Source organism: Spirulina sp. CCY15215, assembly GCF_016888125.1.
GTDB lineage: Bacteria > Cyanobacteriota > Cyanobacteriia > Cyanobacteriales > Spirulinaceae > CCY15215.
Genome location: NZ_JACSWA010000359.1, coordinates 1 through 16,379, shown reverse-complemented (window position 1 = coordinate 16,379; position 16,379 = coordinate 1). Strand labels below are relative to the sequence as shown.

The 16,379-nt window shown below is 40.3% G+C and carries 12 protein-coding genes and 1 tRNA gene; 8 read left to right on the top strand and 5 right to left on the bottom strand.

Features of this window, described 5'->3' with window-relative positions; all coding sequences use genetic code 11:
• The first annotated feature begins 65 nt into the window (after positions 1-65).
• A complete protein-coding gene (locus JUI58_RS09480) occupies positions 66-4,040 on the top strand; it encodes a CHAT domain-containing protein (protein WP_204103528.1) in 3,975 nt (1,324 codons plus the stop codon).
• Positions 4,041-4,047: 7 nt separating this feature from the next.
• On the opposite strand, the gene JUI58_RS09475 is transcribed toward JUI58_RS09480, so the two are convergent.
• Positions 4,048-4,347: a hypothetical protein gene (locus JUI58_RS09475; RefSeq protein ID WP_204103527.1), complete on the bottom strand. Its 300-nt coding sequence runs from the start codon at positions 4,345-4,347 to the stop codon at positions 4,048-4,050.
• Positions 4,348-4,807: 460 nt separating this feature from the next.
• Between JUI58_RS09475 and JUI58_RS09470 the strand changes: the two genes are divergently transcribed.
• From JUI58_RS09470 to JUI58_RS09455, 4 genes are read left to right on the top strand one after another with little or no spacing between them, the layout of a single operon-like run.
• Positions 4,808-4,963 (top strand): hypothetical protein, encoded by a 156-nt coding sequence (locus JUI58_RS09470; RefSeq protein WP_204103526.1) that lies wholly within the window; start codon positions 4,808-4,810, stop codon positions 4,961-4,963.
• On the top strand, positions 4,932-5,255 hold the full coding sequence (locus JUI58_RS09465) for a hypothetical protein (RefSeq protein ID WP_204103525.1): 324 nt from the start codon (positions 4,932-4,934) through the stop codon (positions 5,253-5,255). Before JUI58_RS09470 ends, JUI58_RS09465 begins: the two co-directional genes overlap by 32 nt.
• Positions 5,255-5,443, top strand: coding sequence for a CHAT domain-containing protein (locus JUI58_RS27680; RefSeq protein ID WP_348539868.1), 189 nt, complete (start codon positions 5,255-5,257; stop codon positions 5,441-5,443). Before JUI58_RS09465 ends, JUI58_RS27680 begins: the two co-directional genes overlap by 1 nt.
• Positions 5,444-5,473: 30 nt before the next feature.
• The gene (locus JUI58_RS09455; protein ID WP_204103524.1) at positions 5,474-7,168 is read left to right on the top strand and encodes a hypothetical protein; all 1,695 of its coding nucleotides are present in this window, start codon (positions 5,474-5,476) and stop codon (positions 7,166-7,168) included.
• A 49-nt stretch (positions 7,169-7,217) separates the two neighbouring features.
• On the opposite strand, the gene JUI58_RS09450 is transcribed toward JUI58_RS09455, so the two are convergent.
• The 3 genes from JUI58_RS09450 to JUI58_RS09440 form a co-directional block, all read right to left on the bottom strand.
• Complete coding sequence (locus tag JUI58_RS09450) at positions 7,218-8,537, bottom strand: ATP-binding protein (protein WP_204103523.1); 1,320 nt, start codon at positions 8,535-8,537, stop codon at positions 7,218-7,220.
• Between the two features lie 20 nt (positions 8,538-8,557).
• The gene (locus JUI58_RS09445) at positions 8,558-9,742 is read right to left on the bottom strand and encodes a tellurite resistance TerB C-terminal domain-containing protein (RefSeq protein WP_204103522.1); all 1,185 of its coding nucleotides are present in this window, start codon (positions 9,740-9,742) and stop codon (positions 8,558-8,560) included.
• Between the two features lie 151 nt (positions 9,743-9,893).
• The gene (locus JUI58_RS09440) at positions 9,894-12,287 is read right to left on the bottom strand and encodes a response regulator (RefSeq protein WP_204103521.1); all 2,394 of its coding nucleotides are present in this window, start codon (positions 12,285-12,287) and stop codon (positions 9,894-9,896) included.
• 520 nt (positions 12,288-12,807) lie between these two features.
• On the opposite strand from JUI58_RS09440, the gene JUI58_RS09435 reads away from it, so the two are divergent.
• The 3 genes from JUI58_RS09435 (at position 12,808) to JUI58_RS09425 (ending at position 15,980) form a co-directional block, all read left to right on the top strand.
• On the top strand, positions 12,808-13,665 hold the full coding sequence (locus tag JUI58_RS09435) for an Npun_R2479 family HD domain-containing metalloprotein (protein ID WP_204103520.1): 858 nt from the start codon (positions 12,808-12,810) through the stop codon (positions 13,663-13,665).
• Positions 13,666-13,845: 180 nt separating this feature from the next.
• The gene (cimA, locus tag JUI58_RS09430) at positions 13,846-15,474 is read left to right on the top strand and encodes a citramalate synthase (RefSeq protein WP_204103519.1); all 1,629 of its coding nucleotides are present in this window, start codon (positions 13,846-13,848) and stop codon (positions 15,472-15,474) included.
• Between the two features lie 44 nt (positions 15,475-15,518).
• Positions 15,519-15,980 carry a hypothetical protein gene (locus tag JUI58_RS09425; RefSeq protein WP_204103518.1) on the top strand — a complete coding sequence of 154 codons (462 nt, stop codon included), beginning with the start codon at positions 15,519-15,521 and terminating at the stop codon, positions 15,978-15,980.
• Positions 15,981-16,017: 37 nt separating this feature from the next.
• Here the strand turns inward: JUI58_RS09425 and JUI58_RS09420 are convergent.
• Positions 16,018-16,090: transfer RNA gene (locus JUI58_RS09420), tRNA-Ile, on the bottom strand.
• Positions 16,091-16,379 lie beyond the last annotated feature (289 nt).

Sequence of the window (16,379 nt, the reverse complement as noted above, 5' to 3'; positions counted from 1 at the left end):
TTTTACTGTTTATCATTTGTTTTAATCGCTAATAACTTAAAACTATTATAAGAGAGGCAAAAGCAATGCGATCGCAAAACAGTTTATTAGTTTTAACTCTATCATTTTTCGGAGTCCTCACTTTAAATGTAAATCTTAAAGTCATGGCTCAATCCATTACTCCTGCCCATGATGGAACGGGAACAACAGTTAATTTAACCGGTAATAATTTTACCATTGATGGGGGTTCGCGATCGGGAGATGGCGCAAATTTATTTCACAGTTTTGAGCAATTTGGACTCAATTCTGGGCAAATTGCTGAGTTTCTTAGTAACCCACAAATTCAAAATATTTTCAGTCGTATTGTTGGCGGCGATCCATCAATTATTAATGGTTTAATTGAAGTCACGGGAGGGAATAGCAACCTCTATTTACTCAACCCAGCAGGAATTGTATTTGGATCGGGAGCAAGTTTAAATGTTCCAGGAGATTTTACGGCAACAACAGCCACAGGAATTGGTTTTGGTGGGAATCATTGGTTTAATGTTTCTGGTAGTAACAATTATACCGATTTTAATGGCAATCCTGCTCAATTTGCTTTCGATTTAGAACAACCTGGAATAATTGTTAATGCAGGTAATTTAACCCTAAATCCAGAACAAAATTTAACCTTACTCGGTGGTGCGGTTATTAATACCGGAACTCTGACTACAGAAGGGGGAAATATTCTCATTTCTGCTGTTCCTGGCAGCAGTACAATTCGCATTTCTCAACCAGGGAGTTTATTGAGTTTGGAGATCGAACCCCCGCGAGATAGTCAAGGAAATTTAACTGCTTTTCAGGCGATCGATCTGCCGGAATTATTAACAGGAACAGATACGGGAATTACAGCAAATGGAGAGGAAACGGTACAATTTAATGATTCGGGAACCGTTGCGCCTTTTACTGTGGGAACGGCACTTTCGACGGGAATTATTGATAGTTCGGGAACAATAGGGCAAGGAGGAACAGTTCATTTCTTAGGCGATAAAGTTGCTTTACTCGATCATGCTCGTATTGATGTTTCTGGAGAGACAGGAGGGGGAATTGTTCGTGTTGGTGGGGATTATTTGGGAGGGGGAACTGTTCCCAATGCTCAATTTAACTTTGGTGGAGAAAATATTTCCATTAATGCTGATGCTAGGAATATAGGCGATGGAGGAACGGTTATTATTTGGTCGGATGATGCAACTCGATTTTATGGAAATATTAGTGCGAGGGGGGGACAAAATGGAGGAGATGGAGGCTTTATTGAGACTTCAGGAAAAAATTATTTAGACGTTTTCGGTGCTTCTATCGATGCCAGTGCAGTAGCGGGAAATGCAGGAGAATGGTTGCTCGATCCTCGTAATGTTACCATTACTAATACAACCAGTGGCGGTGGTTTCGCTGGTGGTATTTTTACCCCGACCAGTGATGATGCAAAAATTAATGTGACAGAAATTGAGAATGCTTTGATAGCAGGCTTTAATGTTACGATTACAACAGGAAATACGGGCAATCAACAGGGAAATATTACCGTTGCGACTACGATTAATCCAACATTTGTGAATGGCAATTTAACGTTAACGCTCAATGCTGCCAATGATATTTTCGTCAATGCAGATATTATGAATGGTGACGCAATTGATGCTAATCAGTTCAATGTTGCGCTCATTGCGGGAGGTAATATCAATACAACCGCAGCAACAATTAATACATCTAAGAGTGTTACTACAGGCACGTTAGCCTCTGGTGGGAATATTACCATGCAGGCGGGAGGCGCGATCGCAACGGGCAGACTCGATACCAGTGCTGAACTTACTGGTTTTGGCGATATAGCATCAGGAGGAAATATTACCCTGACAGCAGGAAGTTCGATTAATATTACTGGGGCGATCGATACTTCTGGTATGAATGCAGATGGAGTTATGACGGCACGGGGAGGTGATGTCACGATCGCTTCGGGACGTACTCCAGGCAGCAATATTACCTTTACCACTATTGATACCACAGCTAGTAATGCTGAAGATCTCGTGGGAGGAAGGGTTGCGATCGATGCCTATGGACTGGTGCGAGGATCGGGGACTTTAGCTAATGGTAATACAATCGACACCTCTACAACAAGGGGTGGGGGTGGCGCGATCGCCATCACTCACGATGGAGGGTTTAATAATATTGATTTTACGGTGGGGGGTGCAACGAAAAATGGAACGGCGGGAGGACTCAATTCCTTGACTCAGCTTGCTTCTGGTTCATTTCCAGTGCTGGCAAATGGAGGACTCGCCCCAGGTACCCCTGTCGGAATTAGCATTACTTCAATTAACAGTCCGCCGACGATAAGCGCCTTTTCCGCAACAGTGAGTTCAGGAGATACTCTCACTTTAAGTTATAACGATCTAGCTGCTTTAGCGAACGATGTCGATTTGGATAATCTTATTTTCACCTTAAATAATTTTACCAGTCTTGGCACGTTGACTTTAAACGGCCTGGCGATCGCAGGGTCTTCTGTCACCATTTCTTCTGGGGATGTTCTCATCTATACTCCCCCGACGGACTTTTCTGGCACGATCGCGGTTTTTGATGTTAATGCCAGTGATGTTGCTTCTTCTAATACAGCAACCGTAAGTGCTAATACATTAGATATCAATTTTTCTTGTATCCTTGAATGCAGCGAAAATAAACAAGTTTTCAGTAATAACAACCCTGTTATAGAAAATGCTTCAGGAAATTCTCTCTTCGATCCTGGAGTAGAGGAAATTGAAGGGGCGATCGCCCAAGAATTTACAGACTATTTTAACTTGGATGATGTCCAGACTCCAACCCTTGAAGAAGTGCAGGACATCTTGCGGGATATTGCCACAAAAACAGGCAGGAATCCTGCTATCGTTTATGTGATGTTTTCCGGTTCCGCGATCGCCGATCGCCCTTCCGAAACCCTCTTAGCTTCTTCTGAAATCCTCCCTGTTAGCGATCGCGGTTTAGAATTGGTGCAGTCTTCCAATATCGGCGATCGGGATATCTTACAATTGGTAATGGTTACGGCTAAAGATGAAGTTGTTGTGCGACAATTACCCGAAGCTACCCGAGAACGGGTAATGCAACAAGCCGATCGATTGCGACGTACAATTACTAATGTTAACCGTCCCACCTCTTTCCTCCCCTCTTCTCGCCAATTAGACCAATGGATCGTGGAGCCTCTCGAAGCCGACCTCAAAGCACGAGGAATTGATAATATTGCCTTTATTCTGCATTCCGGCTTGCGATCGCTCCCCATCGCAGCCCTTCACGATGGTGATAAATTTCTCATTGAACGCTATTCTGTGGGTTTAATGCCCAGTATTTCTCTCACAGATACTATATATAAAGATGTGAGGGATATTGAAGTTCTAGCGATGGGAGCCTCTGAGTTTATCAGCCAAAGCCCTTTACCCGCCGTTCCTTTAGAATTAGAGATTATCGGACAGTCTTGGCCGGGAGAATTTTTTCTCAATGAAGGATTTACCCTAGAACGTCTCAAAAGCGAACGCCAGCAAACGCCCTATGGTATCGTTCATTTGGGAACTCACGGCGAATTTAAAGCCGGAAAACCCAGTCAATCTTATATTCTACTGGGCGATAGTAAACTTACCCTCGATCGCCTCCGAGAGTTGAACCTCAATAACCCTGCTACGGAATTATTGGTTTTGAGTGCTTGTCGGACAGCATTGGGGGATGTGGAAGCAGAATTGGGTTTTGCGGGGTTAGCCATCGCAGCAGGGGTCAAATCAGCTTTAGGGAGTTTGTGGTATGTTAGCGATGAAGGCACTCTGGCTTTAATGGGGGGCTTTTACGATTACCTACGAGATGCACCCATTAAAGTTGAAGCCCTACGTCAAGCGCAGTTGGCAATGTTACGCGGAGAAACAAGATTAGCAGGAGGTAATATTTTCATCTCTGATACCAGTTTTCCCCTCACTCCCGAATTAGCGGAATTGGGCGATCTTGATTTCCGTCACCCTTATTTTTGGAGTGGGTTTACTTTAATTGGTAGCCCTTGGTAACTAGCTATTATCTTCTACTCCTTCCTCGCCAAACTTTGAGAATAATATTGAGGAGAGTAAGCAATTTGTTAACTTGTTGAAGTTGTTGTTCTAGTTTATTGTAGCGATCGCGAAGTGCGGCGCTTCCTTTCTGTGCTTTATAAATATAACCTGGTGCAGGATGAAAGATATTATAAAGAGTGCGATCGAGAGAAATGAGAGTTTGCGTGACATTAGCGAGGGTTTTTCGCAAACGCAGTATTTTCCATGCGACATAGAAGTTAATGAGAGCAAGAATACAATTAAAAATTATGACAAAAAGTAACATACAAAAAATAATTATCAGGAGGGGTTAGGGGAGTTAAAAAAAGAAAAGAATTAAATTATTTCTTCAGAGAATAACAAAAAACCGAAATCAATCTTATTTTAAGTTGAATTGGAGTAAAATATAAGTCAAACATTGCAGATAAATTCAGTAAAAATCAGGTTTCAAAGAGAGAAGAACTAAGTTAAAAATAGATTGGGTGTATTTAGACCAGTTTTTATCCAGATTTTATAGCCATCTAGCGCGACCTTGCGATCGCTGGAGAGGAAACTATGTTTAAAAAACTTCCCATCTTCTTTGCTCCCTTATGTTGTTATGAGTTAATCAGCATTTGCACAATCGATAATTGCTGATTTTAACCCTACAGAAACCATAATAAACCATGAGGGAAATACTTACAATATTCAGGGAGGAATCCAAGCAGGAGCAAATTTATTCCATAGTTTTCACGAACTTGGACTCAATGCCAACGAATAGGAATGTCACCCTGATTGAGAGTACCGTCGCTAATAATATGGCCAGTGGAAATGGTGCCGGGATTTTCAATACAGGAAATGTTGAACTTACCAAGAGTACGATTTCTGGTAATGTTAGTAATAGCGATGGTGGTGGTATTTAATAGTAATACCCTCGCTAATCTTACTTTTTCTACTCAAATTTTGTCTTTTCTGGGGGAAAATTCCAATTCAGCTAATAATAGTGTCAATAGTATATTATCAATTCAAAATTCCTCAACTACTGAACCATCACTTTCAATACCTTTACCTTCCTTCCCTTATTTTTTATCTTCTTTTTCCCCCATTTCTTCTCTCTCATCTCAATTTTCCCTTGCTTCCTTCTTTCGTTTTGAGGCGATCGCCTTTGGGAAGGAGAATCTTTCCTCAATGAAGATTTTACACCAGAAAAATTAATTGGCGCTCGGGCAGCACGAGATTTTAGAATTGTTCATTTAGCGACTCATGCAGAGTTCAAACCGGGACGACCAAACAATTCTTATATTCAATTTAATTCCCAACGATTACCCCTCGATCGCTTCAAAGAATTGGGTTTTGATAAACCTCCCGTCGATGATTGTGGTATCTTGATATTGTATCGTTAAAATAAGTTGATCTTTATGCTCAAGGAACTTATGATTGTATCAAAAACAAGAAACACCATTGCAAAATATTCTGTAGATATTTTATATTGCCTGTTTTTACTGGCGATCGCTTTCAAATTTACTCAATCTTTAGAAACCATTAAAGATATTGAACTATACGATGAAACTTTTTACTTATATCAAGGGATAAAAATATTCGAGCTTGGTATTCCCAAAGCAAGCTGGGCTCCTTTATACTCAATGTGGTATTATTTCCTCTCCTTATTTGAACAGAATAATATTGCGTTGTTTTATCTGAATTTCAAATTGTTAATTTTTACAAGTCCGTCCATTTTTTATATTTATTTAAGAACGCTAAAAATTCGACCTTTAATCTCAATAATTTTTGGATTCATTTATTCTATTTCAACCATCTCTTTATTAACACCAAGACTGGGGAGTTTTTTAGTTTTAATACTTTTACCTTTTTTGATCGTTGCTAATTTCACAAAAGATAATACAAAGTTTTACTTTCTGGCAACCTTAGCATTGTTGTTGATTATATTTGTTCGACCTGAATATACTATTTCTTTTTTAATACTATTTTCTTTATACATGATATTATTAATTCGTTCTATCCTTTTAGAAAAAAACAATCTAAAAAATGCAATTTTACAATCATCTTTTCTGATTAGTTTGATATTATTATTCTTTTTAGTAATTGGCAATCCTTTAGCAGGAAGAAGGAGTTTTATGGCATTTTCTCAGCATTTTGGATTTCTCTGGATGGAGCGAAATAATGTAGTTAGTCCCTATCTAGACTATTATAAAGTTGTTACCCAATCTATTTTTGGAGATGCAACTAATATATTTCAGGTGATAATTGCTAATCCTAGAGAGTTTTTAATTCATGTCAGAATTAATTTTATCTCTTATATTCATCATTCAATTTCAATCTTATTAGTAAATCTTCAAAATGATTTTTCTACTGTCGTCAATACGACAATAAGACGGTTCGAGACGATCTTATTATTAATAGTTATTATCATTCCTTTTTGGAGATCGAGAATATTATTAAAACAAATAAATTATCTGGTTTTAAAACGGTTATTGATCATTTTTTTAAGTCTCTTTATTCCCGTCTTTTTGTCTTCTCTTTTGATTAATCCACGATTTCATTATTTAATCCTACAATCCATTTTCTTATTAACCATAATCGCCTATTTTTTGGAAAATTCTTTTGCTCCATACTGGAAAAATTTGAGACAGAAAAATCGAATCTATAAGCTCTTATCTCCAATTCTCATTGGCTCCTTCCTACTGATCTTAACACCCAATCTTGCGAGGGGCTGGTGTTTAACAGAGAATTTTTGTATTATTCAGAGAATTTCTAGCCCTCAAACTTTAATTTTGCCTAATCTCAAAACAATTGAATTTATTCAATCTTTACAGATAGAAGATGATGTGAATATTTTAGAAGCTGATGGAGGCTATAATGTTTATCTAGGCGATCGCTATCACCACGTTCATGAATATCAAAAACAAACAAACTTTAAGCAGTTTCTGGATCAAGAAAAAATAAATATGGTCGTTTTAACTGCCGCTTTAGACAACGATGTAAATTTCTCCCAAGATGAAGAATTTGTAGAATTTGTCCATCGACCAGAACAATGGAACTTTACAAAACTTAAAATCCCAGAAACCGAAGGTTTTTTATTGCTTGCTTCAGACTTGATTGAAAATTAATAATATTTCAGAGAGAAATAGCATTCAAAATTCAAAACTGCGATCGCCTTTACAGCGTAAACTCAGCAAACTCTCCGGCACCATTTTGGCTTTCTTGAGGAGCAGTAAATTGAAATTCAGAACTCTCCATTAATTCAGTAAACAGCAACTTTGGATTTTGTTGCAAAACATTTAAGAGACTCAGAAAATCTCGCACAATTTCCCGAGGTGTAGACATTTTTTCTGCTCCAATTCGACTGCTTGATGCCTGTTGAAACATTTCAATGTGTTGCAAATCTAAACTTTTTTGATAACCGTAATGAGTGGCGTGAAGTTCTGCCAAATGATGAAGCAGTTGGGTAATTTCCGCAGTTGTTAATGGTTCTAATACGATCGCCGTGGCAAAACTATCTTGCAGTCCATCCTTAAGAAAACGACTTTTAGCCAAGCGAGTGCGCCAGGCTTCATCGCTATATAAACCTCGCCGTTTATCCTCAATAAACTGGGGCGTACTACCCACCACAATGCCTAAATGTTCAGCCTTCCCCTGCATGGTATCATTAAACATAGCTAAAAGGCGATCGTAATTGCTTTGACGAGAACGACGGTGAGAAATCTTATAAAGATGAATCGCTTCATCTAAGAAAATAATTAACCCCTGATAACCAATATCCGAGACAAATTTCGCCCATAATTTAAGGTAATCATACCAAGTTTCATCATCGATCGTCACCCGCACATCAAGACTGCTGGCCTTTGCTTCTGTTTTAGTTGCAAATTCCCCTCGCAACCACCGTAAAGCAGCTTCTTGTTTATCGCGATTTTCCTCCCGATAGCCTTGCCAATAAGAAATAATAACATTAGCAAAATCAAAGCCATGCACTAAGCCTTCTAAATCATCAATAACTTGGCGAATCTTATTTTCAACTTGTTCGTCAAATCCTTCATCTCCTGGACGCTTTCCCGTCGCTTGAGCAACTTGAGATAAAATACTACTCGTCCATTTTTCTAAAATTAAGGCGATCGCACCCCCTTTTGGAGAAGTTCGCGTGGCAATATTTTTCATCAATTCCCGATAAGTTGCGATCGCCTGATGTTTGCTCCCAGCAAGGCGCAATTCCGGCGATAAATCCGCATCCGCAACAACAAATCCCTGTTCCATCGCTAAGTTACGCATCAGTTGTAACATAAAACTCTTACCCGCACCGTAGCGTCCAACAATGAAGCGAAAAGAGGCTCCCCCTTCCCGAATATTCTCCAAATCTCTAGCGATCGCGCCAATTTCCTGTTCTCGTCCCACAGAAATACGCTCCAACCCTATTCGGGGAACAACTCCCGCAGCTAAGGCATTAATTAAAGCAGTAGAAACGCGCTTGGGGATTTTGGACATTTTTAGAGAATTCTCCTCAATTATTCGACCTCTTGAATGGTCAATATGGTAGCAAATTGTGCGGCAATAGGTTCAGTTATCAAAGCAGCATATTCGTCGTGAATTTTCGGGATTCCCACTCCTCCATTAGACTCAAATAAAGTATCACCTAATGTATTGAGTGCCTTTTCATTTAAGGCTTCAATTAATACTTCCGGCATCATTGCCTGTTGATTAATAATAGTTTTTAACTGTTCCTCATTTTTTTCCAAAATTGCTTTTAATGCCGCTTTTTCATTAGCGTTTAATTCTTTGGTAAAGTCTAGCCATTCTGAGGGGAAATTGAGGGGAAATTTTGCAGACGATCGCCCATTTTTTGAGGATTTAGGTTGGCTTTTATTTTGCTGCTGAGATTCAATTTCATTTTGCAAGGCTGCAAGGCGATCGCGATTTTCACCGAGAACCGTTTCCAGTTTTTGTTTATCTTGTTCAAGAGCCGATAAAGAGAGAGCAAATTGTTCTTGAATTTGTTGGAGATGCTTAAGTTTTCCTTGGGCATCTTCAACACTGCGTTCGAGTTGCTTTTTCTCTTCTTTTAATTGGAACACTTGCTGTTGTAAAATCTCCCTTTCTTCTTGTCGATCTAAAAGGAGAGTTTGTAGTTTTTCGAGTTCATTATTGAGTTGCTGCAAGCGACTTTCCATTTCTTGCAGTTGAACAGTTTTCGAGAAAAAGGCACGATTAATGGTTGCTTCCGTTTTAAAAGAGGGTTGTAGACGGGCAGGAGGTCGATAATAGTGGGGCGTTTCGGGTTCTGGCGATACCTCGGGGCTTTCCTGAAGTTCCCGATGCAGGGCGTTACGCTGCTGATGTAATTCCGAAACGCGATCGAGTAAGCGGGTGCGCTCCAAGTTCAGTGCTTGAACACTGGCCTGAATTTCCTGCTGGGTAGCTAATGCAGAGGAAATCGCCCCGTAGAGTTGCTGGCGCTGCTCTGAGAGGGATTGAATTTGATAGCGCAGGGCGTTACGGTTTCGTTTTTCGTACTTACTCCAATGCAATTGCGCCGCGATCGCACTGGTATAGCCGGAGGTCAGCGCGATCGCCCCAGTGATGGAGGCGGATTTCAAATTGCGATGAACGAACCATCCCAAGCCAAAACCCACACCAAAGGCGATCGAGCCGAGTAAAATCTGATTAACGAGCTTTTGTTTGAGAAATCGCATCGTGTTAGGGGAAACAGTAGGAATCCTTCGACTGCCCTCGCTTCGGTATTCGCTAATTCATTATAAAGACTCCTCGGCACTTTGCGAAATTCTCTTTCTGACAGGAGATGATTTTATGCCTCCTCAAATTATTGGCACCACAAATTTTAAATCAATGAATTTGTTCATAATTTTCGACGGGTTTACAACATTGCAAAACTTTAACCAAGGCTTTGATTTTAATCGGTTTGCTAATGTAATCATCCATCCCTGATGCTAAACAAGTTTCGCGATCGCCTTCCATTGCATTAGCCGTTAAAGCAATAATACGGGGACGTTTTTCGGGAGTCCAACGCTGACAAATTGCACGAGTTGTTTCAAAACCGTCCATTTCTGGCATTTGTACATCCATTAAAATAATATCATAAGACTGGCGCTCCAAAGAGGCGATCGCCTCCAAACCATTGCTAACAACATCCGCACGATAACCAAAACGTTTTAAGAGATGTACAATCAATTTTTGATTGACTGTATTATCTTCAGCAACTAATATTTTTAATGGATATTGATTAGCCAGAGTCGAATAAAGTTCTTCTTTCTCAACTTGAACAGTTTTAGTTAAGGGTTTAAATTCATTTTTTGGCGCTTTTTCTTGCAAAATCCAATTTAATGTACTAAAAAGTTGAGATTGTTTCACCGGCTTTGTTAAACAAGCTGCAAAATTTATTTCTTCTTTTAATGATTTTTCCTCAACTTGTCCCATAGAAGTCAACAAAATTAAGTGAGTTTTTTGATAGTGCGGAAGTTGGCGAATTTTTTGGGCAAGGGTTATACCATCCATTTCTGGCATTTGCATATCCAAGATCATGAGATCAAATGAAAATTTCTCCTCTAAAAGATGCAATGCTTTCAGACCAGAATTAACAGGTATAGGAACCATTTGCCAATAAGTGCATTGCAAGCTCAATATTTTACAATTTGTAGCATTATCATCGACGATGAGAACGCGCTTTTCCGCTAGATAGGAACTGGTTGTTTGCCCGTCTAACGGAGAATATTCTGGTGTTAAAGTCATAACAGTTGTAAAAAAGAAAGTCGAACCAATTCCCACTTCACTTTCAACCCAAATTCTTCCTCCCATTAATTCGCAGAGACGCTTGGAAATTGTTAAACCCAACCCCGTCCCGCCATATTTTCGAGAGGTAGACGCATCAACCTGAGTGAAAGATTGAAAAAGGCGATCGCGTTTATCTTGAGGAATCCCAATTCCTGTATCTTTAATTTCAAAATAAAGCTCTGTTTTATCAATTCGATTTCCGCAAGGACGTGCTGAAATTGTTAAAGTAACCTCTCCGCGATCGGTAAATTTAATGGCATTATTTAATAAATTAACTAAAATTTGGCGCAATCTCGTGGTATCGCCAATGATTTGAGTTGGCGTATTGGGTTGTATCAAATAAGCGAGTTCTAGGTTTTTTTCAGTTGCTTTAATCGCAACTAAATCTAATGTTTCCTCAACACAATTTCGTAAATCTAAAGGATATTCTTCTAATTGTAACTTTCCTGCTTCAATCTTAGAAAAATCCAAAATCTCGTTAATAATTGTCAGTAAAATATCGCCGCTATTCCGAATAATTTCCGTAAATTCTCGTTGCTGGGGGGTTAATTTTGTATCCAAAAGTAATCCTGTCATACCAATAATACCATTCATTGGTGTGCGAATTTCATGGCTCATGTTAGCCAAAAATTCAGATTTAAGTTGAGTGGCAGAATGCGCTTCTTGGAGTGCAGAATCGAGAATTTTATTTTTATCTGCTAATTCAAGGGTCATCACTTGCATTTCTTCCTTGGCTTTAATGACTCGTTCTAAATGTTGACGAATTTCGCGAATAGCTGGATGAAAAACAAATAAGGCTTCCCCGATCAGAAGAATGAGAACAATAATTAAAATTATTTTTTCTAGTTCTCTCATCTGGTCAACTCTGACTTTAGCTTCGCGATCGTACTCGAAAACGATCGCATTCATTCCGGGTAAAAAATCCCCCTCATTAGCCAGAATTATTTCTGTAAAAGGTAAAATAGAGTCAGATTGAGACTGAAAATTATTTTCTTGAATTGTTGTCACAATTTCTTTGGCCGCGATAAGCATTGCTTGATAATGAGGCTCGATCGCCGCAAACATTTGCGTTACTTTTTCGCTATTTTGGCCAGGAAGTCCTAACTGCCGATCGCCTTGTTGTAAACCTCGATGAGAAGTTTCCCAAAGTGCGATCGCCTCTTCAAGTTCGACTAAGCGTCTTTGATATTCATCGCGATCGCGAGTATTCTGTAAAGGAGTATTCTGTAAAGTCAATGCCGCTTTACTTAACTTCTGGCTCAACATTCGTTGACGACCGGCAATATTGATAATACGAGAATCACTCGATTGTCGGTCTAGAGATCGCTGTACTATTATTTGTGCTAAAATTGAGAGGAGAGCAATAGCACTTAAAGCAGCAATATAAAGAATTGTCAATCGACGAGTTGGAGCAACGTTTTGCAAGCGCTTACGAAATTGAGCCAGCATAAGACCGGAAATTAGGATTGCGGGTAAACTAAATTATAGCAATGAGAGAATTATCGAGACAATATTGCGATTATAGTCTTAATCACCGTTGACAACTTCAAAATGCTAAGGTTTGACTAGAGAGTAGATCAAGAAAATTCAGGATATTTCTTTATGTCACAAAAAAATATGCTCTTGTTTTGCCGTCAATCTCGTTTTTCCAATTTTACTTATTGGGGTCTAACCCTGCTTGGAAAACACAAGCTAAATCCGCTACAATGTCCCTAAGTCGAGTTTTTAATATCAAATCCAGAAAATTAACCGTAGTAAAAAACCTAGGGAGCGAGACGCTCCCACTACGATAATATTCAATCATTACAGTATTGTGGGCATCTTGCCCGCTTGTTATACCCATTAACCGGATTTGATCTAACAACCATTTTTACTAACTCGCAAATCTGGCGATCGCCGAGATTACCCCATCTAATTCTCTCTCTTTCTCTCTTATTATCTTCCTTTATCGTTTATCACAGTCCGAGCTATGTTCCTTGCGACCAATTTACTGATCGATAATCTTGTTCAACAATTAACCTCTGGCTATCGTCGAACCTATGGTGGCTGGAAATCTGAATATGCGGAAATCATAGCTTGGGCTGCGGCCATGGCTCTCGAAAATATTGCCAATAGCGATGCACTTTACCACAATGTTGAGCATACAATTTTTGTCACTCTTGTGGGACAAGAAATTTTGCGCGGCAAGCACATTAAAGATGGCGGTGCAACCCCCGAAGATTGGTTACACTTTCAGATTTCACTTTTATGTCATGATATTGGCTATGTTAAAGGAGTTTGTCGTCCCGACGATCTGGTTAGTAACCGCTATGCAACCGGAATTGGCGATCGCATGATTCAGCTTCCTGCGGGTGCGAGTGATGCAAGTTTAGCTCCTTATCACGTCGATCGCGGTAAATTATTCGTCCAAGAAAGATTTGGCGGTCATAAATTAATTGATGCAGAAGTCTTAAAAGACAATATTGAATTAACTCGTTTTCCCGTCCCTGCTGACGAAGATCATAAAGATACAGAAAACTATCCCGGTTTAGTCCGAGGAGCAGATTTAATCGGTCAATTAAGCGACCCTCGCTATCTGCAAAAAATCCCCGCACTTTTCTACGAATTTGAAGAAATTGGCACAAACAAATTTCTCGGTTATAAAAACCCAGGAGAATTGCGCGCCAACTATCCCAGCTTTTATTGGAAAGCCGTTTATCCCTACCTGCACACAGCATTAAAATACTTAAATTTAACCCAATCTGGAAAACAAATCATTGCCAATCTTTACGCAACAGTTTTCCGAGTCGAACATGAAGAAGATGCGAAGACCTCAGCAGCAGCCTAAATCAATTTAATTATTAGTTATCAACTATTAGTTATCAACTATTAACTATCAACTATTAGTTATCAACTATTAGTTATCAACTATCAACTATCAACTATTAGTTATCAACTATCAACTATCAACTATTAGTTATCAACTATCAACTATCAACTATCAACTATCAAACATTGCTTTTAAACCATGAAAAATCGCATTTGGTTATACGATACAACCCTCAGAGATGGAGCGCAACGAGAAGGACTAGCACTGTCCATTGAAGATAAACTCAAAATTGCCCGCAAACTGGATAATATGGGCATTCCCTTCATCGAAGGAGGATGGCCGGGAGCCAATCCTAAAGATGTACAATTTTTCTGGCAACTGCAAGAAAAACCCCTCAAACAAGCCGAAATTGTTGCCTTTTGTTCCACTCGTCGCCCCAACAAACTCGCTTCAGAAGACAAAATGCTACAGGCGATCCTCGCTGCGGGGACGCGATGGGTAACAATTTTTGGTAAATCTTGGGATCTGCACGTCACCGAAGGACTCAAAACCAGTTTAGACGAAAATTTAGCCATGATTCGCGATACCATCGAGTATCTCCGCACTCGAGGCCGTCGCGTCATCTACGATGCAGAACACTGGTTCGACGGTTATCAGAAGAACCCCGAATATGCCCTCAAAACCCTCAAAACAGCTTGGGAAGCAGGAGCGGAATGGTTAGTATTCTGCGATACCAATGGCGGAATGCTCCCCCATGAAATTACCAGAATAGTCGGAGAAGTTTTTGCCGCCTTTCCCGAATTAACCCAGGATAGTGAAGCGCCGAAACTTGGCATTCACACTCACAATGATTCCGGAACCGCCGTTGCGAACGCCCTTGCTGCTGTCCTGGAAGGAGCGTGTATGATACAAGGAACCATGAATGGCTATGGAGAACGATGCGGTAATGCCAATCTTTGCACTCTCATTCCTAACTTACAACTCAAACTCGGCTATCAATGCCTTGAAGAGGAACAACTCACGCAATTAACAAAAACCAGTCGTTTAATTAGCGAAATTGCTAACCTTGCCCCCGACGAACACGCACCTTTTGTCGGTCTTTCTGCCTTCGCTCACAAAGGAGGGATTCATGTTTCTGCGGTAGAGAAAAATCCCCTGACCTACGAACATATTAACCCGGAATCTATTGGGAACGAGCGGCGTATCGTTATTTCAGACCAAGCGGGAATGAGTAATATTGTTTCCAAAGCGCGCAATTTTGGCATTGAATTAGAGCCAAAAGATGCCACAGCGCGGGGACTTTTAAACCAACTGAAAGAATTAGAACACGACGGCTATCAATTTGAAGCGGCAGAAGCCAGTTTTGAGTTGTTGATGCGATCGGCTTTGGGACAGCGCCAGCAAATGTTTGAATTAAAAGGTTTTCAAGTGACTTGCGATATTTTACAAGGCGTTCAAAGTATCAGCAGTAATGCCCTAGCAACTATTAAAGTGAATGTGAAAGGGGAAGACTTATTAGAAGTCGCCGAGGGAAATGGTCCCGTTTCAGCCCTTGATGCAGCGTTGCGGAAAGCATTAGGGAAGTTTTATCCGGAAATTGCTACTTTTCATCTTACAGATTATAAAGTGCGAATTCTCGATAGTAATTCGGGAACTTCAGCGAAAACTCGCGTGTTGATCGAGTCCAGTAATGGAGAACAACGCTGGACGACGGTAGGCGTTTCTACAAATATCATCGATGCGTCTTATCAAGCTGTAGTAGAAGGCATTGAATATGGTTTGTTATTAATAAGATTACCTTCTAGAGCAAATCCTACGCTAAAATAAACCCAAACTTTTGTTGACCGTTTACCCTCGTCGATCGCCTAATCATGTCTATTCCTTTAAGTTCCTTGGGGATTGCCGCGCTCAGTGCCACTCTTTCGGGCGCGATCGCCCTAACCGTTTCGACAACGATCTCTATTCCGTCGGTCCTGGCTCAATCCGTCGGTTCCCATCCCATTCCCTTTAAAACCATCCCCGAGGCTTTTGACGAAGCCATTACCCACCGCTCTCAAGATGCGTTTTCCACAACATTTACCACGGGACGGCAGATTGATTGGCTCTTTGGGATTGCTGGTTTTCCTGAAATTGAAGTCACTCGCGACAGTCAACTTGCTCACGAACTTTATGTAGATGTTTGGCAACAGCAACTCTGGAGCGGTCCAATTATTCGCACCCCCGATATGCCGAGTCCTTTTAATTCCAATACTCTCAGCAATCCCACCTATCTGCGTCCATCACAACCAGTTCCCGGTAGCGAGTTTGGTTTTGAGCGTTTCCCCCTTCGTTAAATTTCTGGGTTATCCAGAAGAATATTAACTGGTCTTATCCAGGGTGCAGGAGTTGAACCTGCCTGGGGCGAATTATGAGTTCGCTGCCTAAACCGCTCGGCCAACCCTGGTCAAATCGAATACTATTATAATGTTTCTCCCCCTGAAGTGGGAAGACTCAATTATCATTGTTAGTTGATAATAAATAATTATTTTTTGAGAATTGGTCAGGAACCTCAGCCTAAAGGCGTGAGGCTTGGAAGAGAAATCTAACAAGCCATTCTGACCAGACTAAGTACCCCGCGTACTCCGTTATTTTGGTTACGACACCTTGGAATGCGAAGCTAGTTCCCTGCCCTGTCGTTAGTAGTTAAACAATTTTAAGGTCACTGAAATAGTGCTGCTAACCTAACAAGCCAA

Coding starts and splice junctions, on each gene's coding strand:
- JUI58_RS09480 (WP_204103528.1), top strand. CDS start 66: ATGCGATCGCAAAACAGTTTATTAGTTTTAACTCTATCATTTTTCGGA.
- JUI58_RS09445 (WP_204103522.1), bottom strand. CDS start 9,742: ATGCGATTTCTCAAACAAAAGCTCGTTAATCAGATTTTACTCGGCTCG.
- JUI58_RS09435 (WP_204103520.1), top strand. CDS start 12,808: ATGTTCCTTGCGACCAATTTACTGATCGATAATCTTGTTCAACAATTA.
- JUI58_RS09425 (WP_204103518.1), top strand. CDS start 15,519: ATGTCTATTCCTTTAAGTTCCTTGGGGATTGCCGCGCTCAGTGCCACT.
- JUI58_RS09470 (WP_204103526.1), top strand. CDS start 4,808: ATGCCAACGAATAGGAATGTCACCCTGATTGAGAGTACCGTCGCTAAT.
- JUI58_RS09475 (WP_204103527.1), bottom strand. CDS start 4,347: ATGTTACTTTTTGTCATAATTTTTAATTGTATTCTTGCTCTCATTAAC.
- JUI58_RS09455 (WP_204103524.1), top strand. CDS start 5,474: ATGATTGTATCAAAAACAAGAAACACCATTGCAAAATATTCTGTAGAT.
- JUI58_RS09465 (WP_204103525.1), top strand. CDS start 4,932: ATGTTAGTAATAGCGATGGTGGTGGTATTTAATAGTAATACCCTCGCT.
- JUI58_RS09440 (WP_204103521.1), bottom strand. CDS start 12,287: ATGCTGGCTCAATTTCGTAAGCGCTTGCAAAACGTTGCTCCAACTCGT.
- JUI58_RS09450 (WP_204103523.1), bottom strand. CDS start 8,537: ATGTCCAAAATCCCCAAGCGCGTTTCTACTGCTTTAATTAATGCCTTA.
- cimA (WP_204103519.1), top strand. CDS start 13,846: ATGAAAAATCGCATTTGGTTATACGATACAACCCTCAGAGATGGAGCG.